This window comes from Actinoplanes sp. CA-142083, assembly GCF_050942195.1.
Classification (GTDB): Bacteria; Actinomycetota; Actinomycetes; order Mycobacteriales; family Micromonosporaceae; genus Actinoplanes.
In genome coordinates this window covers 7186376-7201008 of record NZ_CP192076.1, presented here as the reverse complement: position 1 = coordinate 7201008, position 14633 = coordinate 7186376, and the positions used below count along the sequence as shown (strand labels likewise).

The window sequence follows — 14633 nt, the reverse complement described above, 5'->3', positions numbered from 1 at the left end:
GACGGTCAGAGCTAGTGAATCAAGTCACACTGCTATAACCTGTTCTAGTTGCTCTAACGGAGGAGGCGCGCCATGACCAAGGTGACTGTCGAGGCCGATGCCAAGGCGGATCCGCAGCGGGTTTGGGAGATCGTGGCGACCCCGTCGCGGGTCGGAGAATGGAACACGATGCACGAGGGTTTCACCGGTGAGGTCCCGGAGACTCTCGGTGAGGGCGCCACCTACCGGCAGCGGGTGAAGCTGATGGGCATGCCGGCCGAGATGGCATGGCGGGTGACGACCGCGGCGGCGCCGGGCCGGCTCGAGCAGAACGGCGACGGCCCGATGGGCGTGAAGGCCAAGAATCTTTTTGTGATCGAGCCGAGCGGCGAGGGCTCGCACATCACCTACGAGATGGAGTTCGTCGGCCCGGCGCTCAAAGGCCCGATGGCCGGCATGCTGGAAAAGCAGGCCGGCGCCGCGGGCAAGCAGGCGTTGGAGAAGCTGGTGGCGCTAGCGCAGCAGTAACCGGCTGGCCAGTTCCAGATGGTTGACCACGTCGTTGGCCGAGGCGCGGCGGGTCACCCAGGCCACCAGGTTGGACAGCCACACGTCGCCGATGACCCGCGCCTTGGCCCGGTCGTCGGCGGTCGGCTCGCCCTCGTGCATGGCGCGGGTGAACATCTCCTCCATCAGGCGGGCGACCGCGTTGACCTCGGCGCTCGCGGAGGGGTCGGCGAACATGAAGGCCCGGGTCATCGCCTCGGTGAGCAGCGGCTCGCGCTGCATCGCCCGGGTCACCAGGTTGAGCACGAACTGCATGCGCTCGTGCGGGGTGTCGCCGGGGATCGGCTTGCGCTCGAGCTTCTCCTGGATCTTTTCCAGCTCGGAGGCCAGCGCCGACACCAGCAGGTGGATCTTCGACGGGAAGTAGCGGTACAGCGTGCCGAGGGCGACCTCGGCGCGCTCCGCGACCGCGCGCATCTGCACGGCCTCGTAGCCGCCCCGCGACGCCAGCTGCAGCGTCGCCTCGAGGATCCGGCGTCGCCTGTCCCGCTGCGCGGCGGAGCCCTGCTCGCCGTCGAGGGTGCTGCGGGCGGCGCCAGTACTGGTATTCGTTCTCGATGCTGCCATCGCTACCTTCCAAGGCCCAACGTCTCTTCCCAGCCTAGCAACGCGATGTTGTGAGGATGTCGTGGCGAGCGGTGTTCTTCCCGAACTGGAACGTGTTCTAATGGCGGAATGGGTCCGGACTTCGCGCTCGACGACGCCCAGGAGGCGATCGTCCGCCTCGCCGGCGAGGTGCTGAGCGACAACGCCGACACACCCGAGCGCCTGTGGAAGTCTCTCGGCCAGGCGGGGCTGCTCGGCCTCGCGGTGCCCGAGGAACTGGGCGGCGCCGGGCTCGGCGCGATGGCGACCGGCCTGCTGCTCGCCGAGATCGGCCGGCGCGCCGCCCGGGTCCCCGCATGGTCCACGCTGGCCCTCGGCGTGCTGCCGGTGACCCGCTGGGGCAGCCGCGAGCAGCAGCGCGACCTGCTCCCGGGCGTGCTGGAGGGCCGGGTGCTGACGGCCGCGCTGGGCGAGCCCGCGGTCTTCTCGAGAACAGCGAAAACGATCAGCGGCGAGTGGAGCTCGGTGCCGGACGCCGACCGGGCCTACCGCATCCTCGTCCCGACGACCAACGGCGTCGCGGTGGTCGACCGGGCCGCGCCGGGCGTGACGCTGCGCCGGAGCGCGGCACCGGAGGAGTTCGTCCTGCTGCTCGAGGACGCCGCGGCCGAGCCTCTGGGTGACAAAGACGCCGACTTGTACGGCTTCGCCGTGGCGGGCGCGTGCGCGCTCGGCGACGGGGCGCTGGCCGGTGCGCTGACGATGACCGCCGGCCACGTCCGGGACCGGCATCAGTTCGGCCGCCCGCTGGCCACCTTCCAGGCGGTCGCCCAGCAGATCGCCGACGTCTACATCGCCTCGCGCACCATGCATCTGGTGTCCCTCGCCGCGTCCTGGGAGGTCGAGAACGACAAGGACGGCGAAGACCTGTGGACCGCCGCGCACTGGCTGCGCAGCGAGGCCCTGCCGGCGTTGCGCACGTGCCACCACCTGCACGGCGGGCTCGGCCTGTCGGTGGACTATCCGCTGCACCGGCACACCGCCCTGGTCCGCGATCTGGTCCGCCATCTCGACCGGCTGGGAGCCCATGGTGTTCATCGACCTCACTGAGGAACAGCACGCTCTGCGGGCGCGCCTGCGCGCGTACCTGAAAGGGGTCCTGTCCCGCGAGGAGCGCGAGATTCTGCTGCGAGAGCGGCACGGCGGGGTTTATCGCGGCCTGGTCCGCCGGCTGGGCCACGACGGCTGGCTGGGGCTTGCGTTCCCGGAGCGCTTCGGCGGTGGCGGTCTCGGCCCGGTGGAGCAGCAGATCTTCGTGAACGAGGCGGCCCGCGCCGATGTGCCGCTGCCCGCGGTCACCTTGCAGACCGTGGCGCCGACGCTGCTGGCCCACGGCTCGGCCGAGCAGCAGGAGTTCTTCCTGCCGCGGATCCTGGCCGGGGAGCTCCATTTCGCGATCGGTTACACCGAGCCCGAGGCGGGCACCGACCTCGCCTCGTTGCGCACGCGGGCGGTGCGCGACGGCGACGAGTACGTGGTGAACGGGCAGAAGACGTTCACCACCGGCGCGCACGACGCCGACTACCTCTGGCTCGCCTGCCGCACCGATCCCGACGCGCCTCGCCACAAGGGTTTGTCCGTCCTCATCGTGGACACCCGCGACCCCGGCTACTCATGGACGCCGATCATCACCTGCGACGGCGCGCACCACGTCAACTCGGTCTACCTCACCGACGTGCGGGTGCCGGTCTCCCGGCGGGTGGGCGCGGAGAACGGCGGCTGGCGGCTGCTCACCACCCAGCTGAACCACGAGCGCGTGATGCTCGGCCCGGAGGGTCGCCTCGGCGCGCTCATCGAGCGGGTCGGCGCCTGGGCCGAGGGGCGGAACCTGCCGGACGCCCGGGACGCCCTCGCCCGCGCCGAGGCGTGCCGGCGTGTCAACGAGCTGCTCAACTGGCAGGTGGCCGGCGCCGAGCCGAACGCCGCCGACGCCTCGGCCACCAAGGTGTTCTCCTCGGAACGGCTGCTGCGGCACCTCCAGGAGCTCGAGGAAACGGTCTGGCGGCACGGCGACCCCGCCGACCCGGCGACCGCCGAGCTGCTGACGTGGCTGGACGTCCAGGCCAAGCGCAACCTCGTGCTGACGTTCGGCGGCGGGGTCAACGAGATCCAGCGGGAGATCATCGCGTCGGCCGGTCTCGGGCTGCCCCGGGTGCCGCGATGAGCGACATCGAGGAGGCCGCGCGGCGAATCCAGGAGGCCGGCCCGTCGCCGGCCCGGCTCGCCCGCGATCCGGTGAACCGCCCGGCGATCCGGGACTGGCTGGCCGCGATGGGCGACGACAATCCCGTGTACGAGCGGGACGGCGTGGCCCCGCCCGCCATGGTTCAGGTGTGGACGATGCGGGGGCTGCGGCCCCTCCCGAGTGAGCGGGACCCGCTGCAGGCCATGTCGGACGCGCTCGACCAGGCCGGATTCACCTCCGTGGTGGCCACCGACTGCGCCCAGACCTACCACCGCTACCTGCGCGAGGGCGAGCGGGTGGCGGTCAGCACCCGCCTCACCGACGTCACCGGGCCGAAGCGAACGGCGCTTGGCGAAGGCTGGTTCTTCACCACCGACAGCATCTGGGAGGTGGACGGCGAGCCGGTCGCCGAGATGCGGTTCCGGATCCTCAAGTTCCGTCCCGGCGGCGCCGCCCCGCCCGCGCCGCGCGCCGAGCCGATCCGGCCGGTCGTCAGCCCCGACACCGCGTTCTTCTGGGCCGGCGTGGAGGCCGGCGAGCTGCGCATCCAGCAATGCGGCGACTGCGGCGGGCTGCGCCACCCGCCCGGGCCGGCCTGCCCGCGCTGCGGGGCTCTGAAGCCCGAGTACGCGGTGGCGGCGGGCACCGGCCGTATCCACAGCTACGTCGTGCACCACCATCCGCCGCTGCCCGGGCGGAAGTCGCCCGTGGTGGTCGCGCTGGTCGACCTGGACGAGGGGGTACGGATGGTGGGCGAGCTGCGCGGCGTACGGCCGGGCGAGGTGCGCATCGGCGACGAGGTGCAGGTCGGCTTCGCCGACGGTCTCCCGGTCTGGTTCGCCGGAGAGCGCCTGCCGCCGTGGGAGCTGGCGGTGACTCCGACGGTGGTCATCAGCACGGCCCTGGCCACCCACGACTTCCAGGACGTCCATCACGACCGGGACGCGGCCGTGCGCCGCGGCGGCAAGGACATCTTCCTCAACATCCTCACCACCACCGGCCTGGTGCAGCGCTTCGTCACCGACTGGGCCGGTCCCGAGGCGGTGCTGCGGGGCATCGAGATCCGGCTCGGGGCGCCCTGCTACCCGTACGACACGTTGACCTTCACCGGGTCGGCGCGCGGCGGCGAGGTGGCGGTGACCGGGCGGACGGCGGGCGGCGAGCACGCCTCCGGCATCGTGCGGGTGGCGTCGTGATCGCGCGGGCCGCGGCGATCGCGGGCATCGGCGCCACCGAGTTCTCCAAGGATTCCGGGCGCAGCGAGCTGCGACTGGCCGTCGAGGCGGTGCGCGCGGCGCTCGACGACGCGGGCCTGCAGCCGTCCGATGTGGACGGCCTGGTCACCTTCACCATGGACGACAACGCCGAGATCGCGGTGGCCCGCGAGATCGGCGCGGGCGAGCTCACCTTCCTCAGCCGCATCGGGTACGGCGGGGGAGCGGCGTGCGCGGTCGTGCAGCAGGCGGTGCTCGCCATCGCGGCCGGCGTCGCCGAGACGGTGGTCTGCTACCGCGCGCTCAACGAGCGCTCGGGCCGCCGGTTCGGGCAGGCGATGGCCGCGCCCGGCATCGACGCGAGCTGGCACTATCCGATGGGCCTGGCCACGCCGGCCGCGATGGTGGCCATGGTGGCCCGGCGCTACCTGCACGACTTCGGCGCGACGCCGGACGATTTCGGCCGGGTGGCGGTGACCTCCCGGCGGTACGCGGCCACCAATCCGGCCGCCTGGTTCTACGGCCGCCCGATCACGCTGGAGGACCATCGCGCGTCCCGCTGGATCGCCGAGCCGCTGCGGCTGCTGGACTGCTGCCAGGAGAGCGACGGCGCGGTGGCCCTGGTGGTGACCTCGGCGGAGCGGGCCCGCGACCTGCGGCGGCCACCGGCCGTGGTGTGCGCGGCGGCGCAGGGCAGCGGGCCCGACCAGTTCGTGATGACCAGCTACTACCGCGACGAGGTGGCCGCGCTGCCGGAGATGGGCGTGGTGGCGCGCCAGCTGTGGCGGCAGTCCGGCTTCACCCCCGCCGATGTGCGCACCGCCGTGCTCTACGACCACTTCACGCCGTACGTGCTGCTGCAGTTGGAGGAATTGGGTTTTTGCGGTCGCGGCGAGGCGAGGCACGTCATCGAGGCCGGACGGCTGCCGATCAACCCGCACGGAGGTCAGCTCGGCGAGGCCTACATCCACGGCATGAACGGGATCGCCGAGGGCGTGCGGCAGGTCCGTGGCACGGCGGCCAACCAGATCCCCGGCGACGGCCCGGTGCTGGTCACGGCCGGCACCGGGGTGCCGACGAGCGGGCTGATCCTCAGCGCAACGTGACCACGGCGTCGGAGAGCGCCGGGGCGTCGTCCCGGTCGGCCACGGTCGCCCGCAGCACGATCCGGCCGTCCTCGCGCCAGATCCGGGTGCGCAGCGTCTCGCCCGGAAAGACCACGCCGGCGAAACGGGCCTGATAGCCGGCCACCCGATCGGGCTCTTCACCGACAACCGATTTCAAGACCATCCCGTACGTGCAAAGGCCGTGCAGAATCGGGCGCGGGAACCCGGCCCGCGCCGCGAAGACCGGGTCGACGTGCAACGGATTGCGGTCGCCCAGCAGCCGGTACCAGAGGGCCTGCCGCGGATCGGTGGGGGAGAGCACCTCGGCGTCCGGCTCGCGCTCCGGCACGGGCACCCGGGTGGATGGGCCACGGTCGCCGCCGAAGCCGCCCTCGCCCTTGACGAAGATGCTGATCCGGCTGGTGAAAAGCTCGGTGGTGGTCTCGGTGACGACGACCGCGGCGCTGCCCTTGTCGTAGACGGCTGCGACCCGCGCCCGGGCCGTGCATTGGCCGCTGACCGGGATCGGGCGGTGCAGCTCGATCTCCTGCCGGCCGTGCACCACCCGGGCCAGATCGACGTCGACGCCGGGCATCTTCACCGCGGGCGGGTCGGTGTCGCGCAGGGTGGTGGCCACGGTGGCGAAGGTGGGCAGCACGCCGCACAGCTGCTCCTCGTACGCGTAGGACAGCTCGCCGGCGCCCACCGCCAGGTGGTAGAGCAGAACGTCGTTGCTGTCCCAGCTCAGCTCGCGGCCGGGCAGCTCGGCGCCGACCGCGACATCGGGGTCGATGGGCATCAGGACTCCTTCGCCATGTCGAGCGCCGCCAGGTATCCGAAGGTGATGGCGGGGCCGAGCGTCGCGCCGGCGCCGGCGTAGCTGCGGCCCATCACCGCGGCGCTGACGTTGCCCGCCGCGTACAGGCCCGCGACGGCCGTGCCGTCCGGTCGCAGCACCCGGGCCCGCTCGTCGGTGCGCAGGCCGCCCTTGGTGCCGAGGTCGCCGGGGACCATCCGGAACGCGTAGAACGGCGGCTTGGCCACCGGGCCCAGGCACGGGTTCGGGCGCTGGCGCGGATCGCCGTAATAGCGGTCGTAGACCGAGTCGCCGCGGTGGAAGTCGTCGTCGCGGCCGCTCGCCGCGAACTCGTTGAACCGCCGTACGGTGCCGGCCAGCGCCTCGGCGGGCACGCCGATCCGGCCGGCCAGCTCGTCCAGCGTGCCGGCCCGGTGCGCCACCCCGGCGTCGAACCAGCGGCGGGGCAGCGGTGCGCGCGGCCCGCGCCCGGCGAACAGGTAGCGGTCCCGGTAGGTCTGGTCGGCCACCAGCCAGGCCGGCAGGCTCACCCCCGGGCCGAGCATGGCGTGCACCGCGTCCACGTAGGGCGCGGCCTCGTTGACGAAGCGCTTGCCGGAGCTGTCGACCATCAGGCAGCCCGGCTGGTTGCGCTCGGCGAGGCAGAAGTACGGTCCGCCGGTGAGCGGGATCGACGGGCCCCACCACGCCTCGTCCATCAGGTCGAGCGCCGCGCCCAGCTGCGCGCCGACCTCGATGCCGTCGCCGGTGTTGCCCGTCGCGCCGACCGACCACTCGGTGCCGATGTCCTGATATTTGCGGCGCATCGCTTCGTTGTGCTCGAACCCGCCGCTGGCCAGCAGCACACCTCGCCGGGCGCGGAACTCCCGGTCCTCGGAGCGCACCCCGGCGACCCGCCCGTCGTCGACGATGAGCTCGGTCATCGGCGTCTCGAGCAGCACCGGAACGCCGGCTTTCCGCAGCCCGGCGCGCAGGCCGGCGGCGAGCGCCTGGCCCATGGTGAGCATCCGCCGGCGGCGGAGCCGGGCGCTCAGTCCGCGTCCGGCGAGCCGGACCGCGGTGAGAATGGCCCGTGGATGCCGGGTGCCGAGCGAAAGCCACCGGTAGTCGACCTGGGTGACCGCGATCCCGTCCGGGGCGGCCCGGTACGGCGCGGCCAGCTGCGCCAGGTCGGGCCCGATCAGGCGGGCGTCCAGCGGCCGCGGCTCGATGCTGCGCCCGCCCGCAAGCCCGCCGGGCGCCTCGGGGTAATAGTCCGGATAGCCGGGCACCCAGGCGAAGTCGAGCGGCGTGTGCGCGCGGACGAAGGCCAGCACCTCGGGCCCGGCGGACAGGAACGCGTTCTGCCGCTCGGTGGTGGCGTCCGGTCCGGCGACGTGCGCCAGGTAGACCCGGGCGTCCTCGCCGGCCCCGGCCCGCTGCAGCACCTCGTTGCCCGGCATCCACAGGCCGCCTCCGGAGCGGGCGGTGGATCCGCCGTACGCGTCCGCCTTCTCCAGCACCACCGCACTCAGCCCGTGGTGCGCCGCGGCGAGCGCCGCGACCATGCCCGCACCGCCGCTGCCGGCCACGACAACGTCGAACTCACCCTCGGTCTTCGACACTAGAACAGGTTATAGTTTTTCCGTGAATGCCACCACCGACGTCATCGTGGTCGGCTTCGGCGCGGCCGGGGCCTGCGCCGCGATCGAGGCCGCCGACGCGGGCGCCCGGGTGGTGGTGCTCGACCGCTTCGGGGGCGGGGGCGCCACCGCGATCTCGGGCGGCGTGGTCTATGCCGGGGGCGGCACGCGCCAGCAGCGGGAGGCCGGCGTGGCGGACACCCCGCAGGCGATGTTCGACTACCTGCGCGAAGAGGTCGGCGACACCGTCTCGGCCGAGACCCTGCGCTGGTTCTGCGAGCAGAGCGCCGACATGGTCGACTGGCTCGCGGGGCTCGGCGTGCCGTTCGACGCCCGGGTCTGCCCCTACAAGACCTCGTATCCCACCAATCGGCACTACCTGTACTTCTCGGGAAGCGAGATCTCCTTCGGCCAGCGGGCGCCGCGCGGCCACCGGGTGCTCGCGCGCGGGACCTCGGGCCGGATGCTCTACGCCCGGCTCGCCGCGGCCGCCCGCAAGAGAGGCGTGGTGCTGCTTGCCCAGACCCGCGTCACCCGGTTGCTGACCGATGCCGGCGGGCGGGTGACCGGGGTCGAGTGCCAGACCCTGCGCGGCGCCCCGGCGTGGGCCCATCGGGTGCTGCATCGGTGGTCGGTCAAGCCGGGCCTCTACCTCCCGAGCCTGGGGCGTGCGCTGCATCGGCCGGTCGCCTGGCTGGAACGGCGCTACGGCCGCCCGCTGCGGGTCGAAGCCACGCGCGGCGTCGTGCTCGCGGCCGGCGGCTTCGTCTTCGACCGGGCGATGATGCGCGAGCACGCCCCCGATTACCGCGGCGGCCTGCGGCTGGGCACGCCCGGCGACGACGGTTCGGGCATCCGGCTCGGCGTCTCGGCCGGCGCCGGCACGGCCCATCTCGACCGGGTCAGCATCTGGCGATTCATCACCCCGCCCTCGGCCATGCTCGGCGGCCTCATCGTCGACCGGGACGGCCGGCGGGTCTGCGACGAATCCCGTTACGGCGCGGCCGTCGGCGAGGCGATCCTGCGGTCACCGGGTGCCCGGAGCTGGCTGCTGCTCGACGCGTCGGTGCTGGCCGAGTCCCGCCGTCAGGTGCGCGAGCAGACCCTGTGGTTCCAGCGGTGGCAGGCGCGTTATCTGCTCACCGCGGGGCGGGTCACCGCCCCGACGCCCGAGGCGGTCGCGCGCCGCGCCGGGATCGATCCGGCCGGGCTGGCGAAGACGCTCGCGGGATATCGGAGCGGGCCGCCGGGGAAGCCGCCCGAAGTCGCCCGGCCGCTCGACACGCCACCGTATTCGCTGATCGACGTCTCGGTGCGCAACCGGCCCGCGGCGCCGGCGCCGATGCTCACCCTCGGCGGCCTGACCGTGGACGAGGAGACCGGGCGGGCGCTGCGGCCCGACGGCCGTCCGATCGAGGGCCTCTACGCCGCGGGGCGCACCGCCGTCGGCATCTGCTCGCGCAGCTACGTCAGTGGGCTCTCGCTGGCCGACTGCGTCTTCTCGGGGCGCCGGGCCGGCCGCGACGCCGCCATCCAGGACAGGGGAGGACTGCATGCTCACCGAGGCTGACCGCCGCGCGCTCGCCGACCGGCTGTTCGCCGCCGAGCGCGACCGGGAGCCCATCCTGCCGCTGGTCGCCGAGCGACCGGATCTGACCGCCGCGGACGCGTACGAGATCCAGCTTTTGAATGTGCGCCGCCGCGGCGGCGTGGTCGTGGGCCACAAGGTCGGGCTGTCGTCGAAGGCGATGCAGCAGATGATGGGCGTCGACGAGCCCGACTACGGGCATCTGATGGCCGACATGCGGCTCTCCGAGAGCGAGCCGGCCGACGCGGGGCGCTACTGCTACCCGCGGGTCGAGATCGAGGTCGCCTTCCTGCTGGGCGCGGACCTGCCCGGCGAGGGGTGCACCGAGGAGGACGTGCTGGCCGCCACCGCCGCCTTCGCGCCGTCGATCGAGCTGATCGACAGCCGCATCCAGGATTGGAAGATCAGCCTGGCCGACACGATCGCCGACAATGCCTCCTCGGCCGGCTTCGTCGTCGGCGCCGCCCGAGTGCCGCCGTCCGACGTGGACCCGCGCGGCATCGATGCGGTCCTCTACAAGGGCGAGGATCTGGTGTCGGAAGGCCGATCGGACGCAGTCCTCGGCAACCCGGTCACGGCGGTGGCCTGGCTCGCCCGCACGGTCGCCGGCTTCGGCGTGCGGCTCCACGCAGGTCACCTGGTCCTGCCCGGCGCGTGCTGCCGGGCCGTCGACGCGCGTCCGGGCGACGAGTTCCGGGCGGTCTTCACGGGCCTCGGCGAGGTCCGGCTTTCCTTTGGAGAGGCATCATGACGCTCACGGCCGCCATTGTGGGATCGGGGAACATCGGCACCGACCTCATGTACAAGCTGTTGCGCTCCAAGGAGATCGAGCCGTGCTGGATGGTCGGCATCGATCCGGAGAGCCCGGGGCTGCGCCGCGCGTCCTCCCTCGGTTTAGCCGCTTCCGCCAAGGGCATCGACTGGCTCCTGGCCCAGGATCCGTTGCCGGACATCGTCTTCGAGGCCACCTCGGCGGCCGTGCACCGGGCCGCCGCGCCCCGATACGCCGAGGCCGGCATCCGTGCCATCGACCTCACCCCGGCCGCCGTCGGCCCCCTCGTCGTGCCCGAGGTCAACCTGCACGAGCACGCCGGCGCGCCCAATCTCAACCTCATCACCTGCGGCGGCCAGGCCACGATCCCGATGGTGTACGCGGTTTCCCGCCGCACGCCGGTCAGCTACGCCGAGATCGTGGCGACCGTCGCCTCGCGCTCGGCCGGCCCCGGCACCCGGCAGAACATCGACGAGTTCACCCGCACCACCGGCCGCGCCCTCGAACTTGTCGGCGGCGCCGGGCGGGGCAAGGCGATCGTGGTGCTCAACCCGGCCGACCCGCCGCTCGTCATGCGCGACACCATCTTCTGCGCGATCGGCCCCGACGCCGACACCTCCGCGATCGCTGTCTCGATCCACGAGATGGCCGCCGAGGTGGCGCGCTACGTGCCCGGCTACCGGCTGCTCAACGAGCCACAGTTCGACGAGGGCCGCGTCGCCATCTTCGTCGAGATCACCGGCGCCGGGGACTTCCTGCCGCCGTACGCGGGAAATCTCGACATCATGACCGCGGCCGCGACGCGCGTGGGAGAGGAACTGGCCTCATGACCGCCGACATCCGGATCACCGACTCCTCGCTGCGCGACGGCTCGCACGCCAAGCGCCATCAGTTCACCGTCGACGAGGTCACCGCGGTCGTCGCCGCGCTCGACGCGGCCGGCGTGCCGGTCATCGAGGTGACCCACGGCGACGGCCTCGGCGGCTCGTCCTTCACCTACGGCCTGAGCCGCACGCCCGAGCAGGAGCTCATCAAGGCGGCCGTGCGCACCGCCGCGCGCGCGAAGATCGCGTTCCTGATGCTGCCCGGGATCGGTGTCTTCGACGACATCCGCGCGGCCGCCGGCAGCGGCGCGACGGTCTGCCGGATAGCCAGCCACTGCACCGAGGCCGACATCACCGAGCAGCATTTCGGCCTGGCCCGCAAGCTCGGCCTCGAAACTGTCGGCTTCCTGATGATGGCCCACTCGCAGCCGCCTGAGGCCCTCGCCAAGCAGGCCCGCATCATGGCCGACGCCGGCTGCCAGTGCGTCTACGTCGTCGACTCGGCCGGCGCGCTCGTGCTCGACCAGACCGCCGACCGGGTCGCCGCGCTGGTGGCCGAGCTCGGCGACGACGCGCAGGTCGGCTTCCACGGCCACGAGAACCTCGGCCTCGGCGTCGCCAACTCGGTGCTCGCCGTGCGGGCCGGCGCCAAGCAGATCGACGGCAGCACCCGCCGCTTCGGCGCGGGCGCGGGCAACACGCCGGTGGAGGCCTTCGTCGGCGTCTGCGACAAGCTCGGCATCGAGACCGGCGTCGACTTTTTCTCCATTGTGGACGCCGCCGAGGACGTGGTGCGCCCGGTGATGGCCGACGAGTGCAAGCTCGACCGGATGGCGCTCATCATGGGCTACGCCGGGGTCTACTCCAGCTTCCTCGGCCACGCCTTCACGCTGGCCCAGCGATACCAGGTCTCCGGCGCGGAGATCCTGGTGCGGGCGGGCGAGCGGCGCCTCGTCGGCGGCCAGGAGGACCAGCTCATCGACATCGCCGTGCGGCTCAGTAATAGGTGACCGAGACCTCGTCGCTGCGGGCTAGGGCCTGGCAGGCGAGGATGTAGCCCTCGTCGAAGTCCTCCTGCTCGAGCACCTCGTTGTTGACCAGATCGACCTTGCCGCGCAGCATCCGCAGCGCGCAGGCGCCGCAATGCCCCTGCCGGCAGGAGAAGGGCGGGTTCAGCCCGGCCCCGATGATGACGTCGAGCATGCGGCTGCCGGCCGGCCACGGCAGCCGGTGCGTCTGCCCGTCGATCTCCACCTCGAGCGTGGCGTCCATGGATTTCTCCTGCTCGACCTCGAAGCGCTCGACATGCACGCGTTCCGGCGCGACACCGGCTTTCTGCAGCGCGTCGCGGGCCACTGCGACAAAGGGCTCAGGGCCGCACACGTACGCGTCAATGCGGTTTTTTGGTTTGAGTAGCGCGGCGAAAGCGGTCGCATCCGGAGCGCCGCGCTCGCTGTCGAGCCAATGCGTGACGGTCAGCCGGTCGCCGTGCCGCTCGGCCAGCTCGGCCAGCTCGGCCGCGAAGATGACCGATTGCTCGTCCCGATTGGCGTACACCAGCGTGACCCGGCCGCTGCCGTGCGCGAGCACCGACTTGATGATGCCCATGCCCGGGGTGATGCCGCTGCCGCCGGCGAGCAGCAGCAGGTCGTCGTCGAGCGAGGCGGGGGTGAACTCGCCGGCCGGGGGCAGGAGCTCCAGCGTCTCACCCGCCACCACATGGTCGCAGATCCAGTTCGACGCCTGGCCGTCGCGTACCCGCTTGACCGTGATTTTCAGATCGGTGTCGGTGTGCGGGGAACTGGAGAGCGAGTAACAACGGGCGACGCTGCCACCGTTGTGCGGCACCATCACGGTCAGGTATTGCCCGGGGCGGTAAGCGAACTCGGCGGCCAGGGTGGGTGGCACCGTGAAGATCAGCGAGTGCGCGTCGGGCGTCTCCGCGACGACCTCGGCGACGCGCAGCCGGTGGGTCATCAAGTCACCTCCAGCTTGCCCGCGCGCACCGCCTCGTCGATGCTGGCGCGCAGGTCCAGGCACGTGGGCACGAGCGCGCCGAGGTCACCGGCGCATCGTTTCGCGGCCTGGGCCGTCCACTGGACGCTCGTCTGCTGCGGGCTCGATTTGCGGACCCGGACCAGGGCTTCGCAGCGGGCGCAGGCCAGCTCGCTGAACCCGCCCTCCAGGTATTCCTGGCGCTCGGTCAGTGTCATGCCGACTTCTTCATGTTGGCTTCCACCTCGGCCGTCCAGGTCTCGACGGCGCGGGTGGTGTCGACCTCGAACTCGTAGCGCGCCACCATGTCCTCGGTGACGTCCTCGGCGTCGACGTAGAACTGCTCGTACCAGCGGCGCAACTGGTACACCGGGCCGTCCTCGGCGCACAGCAGCGGGTTGTCGATGCGGCTCTTGTGCTTCCAGATCTCGACGTCCTGCTCGAAGCCGATGCCGATGCTCTTCGAGAACTTCACCGCCGCCCGCTCGGCCTGCTCGGTGGTGAGGCCGGGCAGCCGCTTCACGATGACGCCCCACTGCAGCACGAACGAGTTGGCCGACACCGGGTAGTGGCAGTTGATCAGCACCGACTCGACGTCGATGCCGCGGTAGTTGTTGAAGAGGTAGTCGATCATGTACGAGGGGCCGTAGTAGGCCGCCTCCGAGCGCAGCGTCGCGTCGCCCGACTGCCGCGCCGTGATCGGCACGTCCGGCCGCGGCCGGGTCTCGAGGAACTGCGAGGCCACGTGGCCCTCGAGGACGTTCTTGAAGAACGTCGGGAAGGCGAAGTGGATGTAGAAGAAATGCGCCATGTCCACGACGTTGTCGATGACCTCGCGGCAGTTGGCGCCGTCGATCCGGATCGAGTCCCACGTCCAGGCGCTCCACTCGTCGGAGAAGGCGCCCTCGATGTGCGGGATGGTGACCTCGGGCGGCGGGGGAGCGCCCTGCGGGTCGTTCCAGACGAAGAGCTGTCTGTTTTCTTCGAGGGTCTGCCAGGAGCGGGTGCGGGCGCGCAGGGGCACGCGATGGGCGTACGGGACCGCGGCGCACCGGCCGTCGCCACGCCACCGCCAGTCGTGGAACGGGCAGGCGATCTCGTCGCCCTTGACCGTGCCCATCGTCAGGTCGCCGCCCATGTGCCGGCAGAACCCGTCGAGCACGTGCAGGGCGCCGCCCGAGTCGGCGAAGACCACCAGCTTGGTGCCGAACGCCTCGATCGCGTGCGGCTGACCGTCGCGGAAGGTGTCGGCCAATCCCAGGCAGTGCCAACCCCGGGCGAACCTGGTCGGCAGGGCCCCGGTGTCGATCGTGCGTGCTTCCGCGCCGTCGCTCATGTGTCGCCCCCAGGTTCGGCGG

The 14633-nt window shown here is 72.0% G+C and carries 15 protein-coding genes and 1 pseudogene; 10 read left to right on the top strand and 6 right to left on the bottom strand.

Annotated features, from left to right (window positions below; translation table 11 throughout):
* Positions 1 to 72: 72 nt before the first annotated feature.
* Complete coding sequence (locus tag ACQPZX_RS33100) at positions 73 to 507, top strand: type II toxin-antitoxin system Rv0910 family toxin (RefSeq protein WP_433363944.1); 435 nt, start codon at positions 73 to 75, stop codon at positions 505 to 507.
* On the opposite strand, the gene kstR is transcribed toward ACQPZX_RS33100, so the two are convergent.
* Complete coding sequence (gene kstR / locus ACQPZX_RS33095) at positions 493 to 1113, bottom strand: cholesterol catabolism transcriptional regulator KstR (protein WP_433363941.1); 621 nt, start codon at positions 1111 to 1113, stop codon at positions 493 to 495. The genes ACQPZX_RS33100 and kstR overlap by 15 nt on opposite strands.
* A gap of 108 nt (positions 1114 to 1221) precedes the next feature.
* Between kstR and ACQPZX_RS33090 the strand changes: the two genes are divergently transcribed.
* From ACQPZX_RS33090 to ACQPZX_RS33070, 5 genes and pseudogenes are all read left to right on the top strand, one after another.
* Positions 1222 to 2202 (top strand): acyl-CoA dehydrogenase family protein, encoded by a 981-nt coding sequence (locus ACQPZX_RS33090; RefSeq protein WP_433363938.1) that lies wholly within the window; start codon positions 1222 to 1224, stop codon positions 2200 to 2202.
* The gene (locus ACQPZX_RS33085; RefSeq protein ID WP_433385554.1) at positions 2183 to 3316 is read left to right on the top strand and encodes an acyl-CoA dehydrogenase family protein; all 1134 of its coding nucleotides are present in this window, start codon (positions 2183 to 2185) and stop codon (positions 3314 to 3316) included. Before ACQPZX_RS33090 ends, ACQPZX_RS33085 begins: the two co-directional genes overlap by 20 nt.
* A pseudogene (locus ACQPZX_RS33080) lies at positions 3313 to 4197 on the top strand (bifunctional MaoC family dehydratase N-terminal/OB-fold nucleic acid binding domain-containing protein); the annotation flags it as partial. The gene ACQPZX_RS33085 and the pseudogene ACQPZX_RS33080, both read left to right, overlap by 4 nt.
* Positions 4189 to 4533: an acyl dehydratase gene (locus tag ACQPZX_RS33075; protein WP_433385551.1), complete on the top strand. Its 345-nt coding sequence runs from the start codon at positions 4189 to 4191 to the stop codon at positions 4531 to 4533. The pseudogene ACQPZX_RS33080 and the gene ACQPZX_RS33075, both read left to right, overlap by 9 nt.
* On the top strand, positions 4530 to 5657 hold the full coding sequence (locus ACQPZX_RS33070) for a lipid-transfer protein (protein WP_433363935.1): 1128 nt from the start codon (positions 4530 to 4532) through the stop codon (positions 5655 to 5657). The genes ACQPZX_RS33075 and ACQPZX_RS33070 overlap by 4 nt, the downstream gene beginning before the upstream one ends.
* Here the strand turns inward: ACQPZX_RS33070 and ACQPZX_RS33065 are convergent.
* Together ACQPZX_RS33065 and kstD are read right to left on the bottom strand one after the other, a co-directional pair.
* On the bottom strand, positions 5644 to 6456 hold the full coding sequence (locus ACQPZX_RS33065) for a MaoC/PaaZ C-terminal domain-containing protein (protein WP_433363932.1): 813 nt from the start codon (positions 6454 to 6456) through the stop codon (positions 5644 to 5646). The two genes, ACQPZX_RS33070 and ACQPZX_RS33065, sit on opposite strands and share 14 nt — an antisense overlap.
* Entirely contained in the window at positions 6456 to 8078 is a 1623-nt protein-coding gene (gene kstD, locus ACQPZX_RS33060; RefSeq protein ID WP_433363929.1) for a 3-oxosteroid 1-dehydrogenase, read from the bottom strand. The genes ACQPZX_RS33065 and kstD overlap by 1 nt, the downstream gene beginning before the upstream one ends.
* A 22-nt stretch (positions 8079 to 8100) precedes the next feature.
* On the opposite strand from kstD, the gene ACQPZX_RS33055 reads away from it, so the two are divergent.
* From ACQPZX_RS33055 to dmpG, 4 genes are read left to right on the top strand one after another with little or no spacing between them, the layout of a single operon-like run.
* Entirely contained in the window at positions 8101 to 9666 is a 1566-nt protein-coding gene (locus tag ACQPZX_RS33055; protein WP_433363926.1) for an FAD-binding protein, read from the top strand.
* Positions 9650 to 10435 (top strand): 2-keto-4-pentenoate hydratase, encoded by a 786-nt coding sequence (locus tag ACQPZX_RS33050; RefSeq protein ID WP_433363923.1) that lies wholly within the window; start codon positions 9650 to 9652, stop codon positions 10433 to 10435. Before ACQPZX_RS33055 ends, ACQPZX_RS33050 begins: the two co-directional genes overlap by 17 nt.
* Complete coding sequence (locus tag ACQPZX_RS33045; RefSeq protein WP_433363920.1) at positions 10432 to 11286, top strand: acetaldehyde dehydrogenase (acetylating); 855 nt, start codon at positions 10432 to 10434, stop codon at positions 11284 to 11286. Before ACQPZX_RS33050 ends, ACQPZX_RS33045 begins: the two co-directional genes overlap by 4 nt.
* Entirely contained in the window at positions 11283 to 12290 is a 1008-nt protein-coding gene (gene dmpG, locus ACQPZX_RS33040; RefSeq protein WP_433363917.1) for a 4-hydroxy-2-oxovalerate aldolase, read from the top strand. The genes ACQPZX_RS33045 and dmpG overlap by 4 nt, the downstream gene beginning before the upstream one ends.
* Here dmpG and ACQPZX_RS33035 read toward each other — a convergent pair.
* The 3 genes from ACQPZX_RS33035 to ACQPZX_RS33025 are packed head-to-tail and all read right to left on the bottom strand — an operon-like array spanning position 12277 to position 14611.
* Complete coding sequence (locus ACQPZX_RS33035) at positions 12277 to 13257, bottom strand: 2Fe-2S iron-sulfur cluster-binding protein (protein ID WP_433363914.1); 981 nt, start codon at positions 13255 to 13257, stop codon at positions 12277 to 12279. The two genes, dmpG and ACQPZX_RS33035, sit on opposite strands and share 14 nt — an antisense overlap.
* Complete coding sequence (locus ACQPZX_RS33030) at positions 13257 to 13493, bottom strand: hypothetical protein (protein WP_433363911.1); 237 nt, start codon at positions 13491 to 13493, stop codon at positions 13257 to 13259. The genes ACQPZX_RS33035 and ACQPZX_RS33030 overlap by 1 nt, the downstream gene beginning before the upstream one ends.
* Positions 13490 to 14611: a Rieske 2Fe-2S domain-containing protein gene (locus ACQPZX_RS33025; protein ID WP_433363908.1), complete on the bottom strand. Its 1122-nt coding sequence runs from the start codon at positions 14609 to 14611 to the stop codon at positions 13490 to 13492. Before ACQPZX_RS33025 ends, ACQPZX_RS33030 begins: the two co-directional genes overlap by 4 nt.
* Positions 14612 to 14633 lie beyond the last annotated feature (22 nt).

Excerpts from the sequence above, each read along its gene's own strand:
- ACQPZX_RS33100 (WP_433363944.1), top strand. The coding sequence starts at position 73 with ATGACCAAGGTGACTGTCGAGGCCGATGCCAAGGCGGATCCGCAGCGG.
- kstR (WP_433363941.1), bottom strand. The coding sequence starts at position 1,113 with ATGGCAGCATCGAGAACGAATACCAGTACTGGCGCCGCCCGCAGCACC.
- ACQPZX_RS33090 (WP_433363938.1), top strand. The coding sequence starts at position 1,222 with ATGGGTCCGGACTTCGCGCTCGACGACGCCCAGGAGGCGATCGTCCGC.
- ACQPZX_RS33065 (WP_433363932.1), bottom strand. The coding sequence starts at position 6,456 with ATGCCCATCGACCCCGATGTCGCGGTCGGCGCCGAGCTGCCCGGCCGC.
- ACQPZX_RS33050 (WP_433363923.1), top strand. The coding sequence starts at position 9,650 with ATGCTCACCGAGGCTGACCGCCGCGCGCTCGCCGACCGGCTGTTCGCC.
- ACQPZX_RS33045 (WP_433363920.1), top strand. The coding sequence starts at position 10,432 with ATGACGCTCACGGCCGCCATTGTGGGATCGGGGAACATCGGCACCGAC.
- dmpG (WP_433363917.1), top strand. The coding sequence starts at position 11,283 with ATGACCGCCGACATCCGGATCACCGACTCCTCGCTGCGCGACGGCTCG.
- ACQPZX_RS33035 (WP_433363914.1), bottom strand. The coding sequence starts at position 13,257 with ATGACCCACCGGCTGCGCGTCGCCGAGGTCGTCGCGGAGACGCCCGAC.
- ACQPZX_RS33030 (WP_433363911.1), bottom strand. The coding sequence starts at position 13,493 with ATGACACTGACCGAGCGCCAGGAATACCTGGAGGGCGGGTTCAGCGAG.
- ACQPZX_RS33025 (WP_433363908.1), bottom strand. The coding sequence starts at position 14,611 with ATGAGCGACGGCGCGGAAGCACGCACGATCGACACCGGGGCCCTGCCG.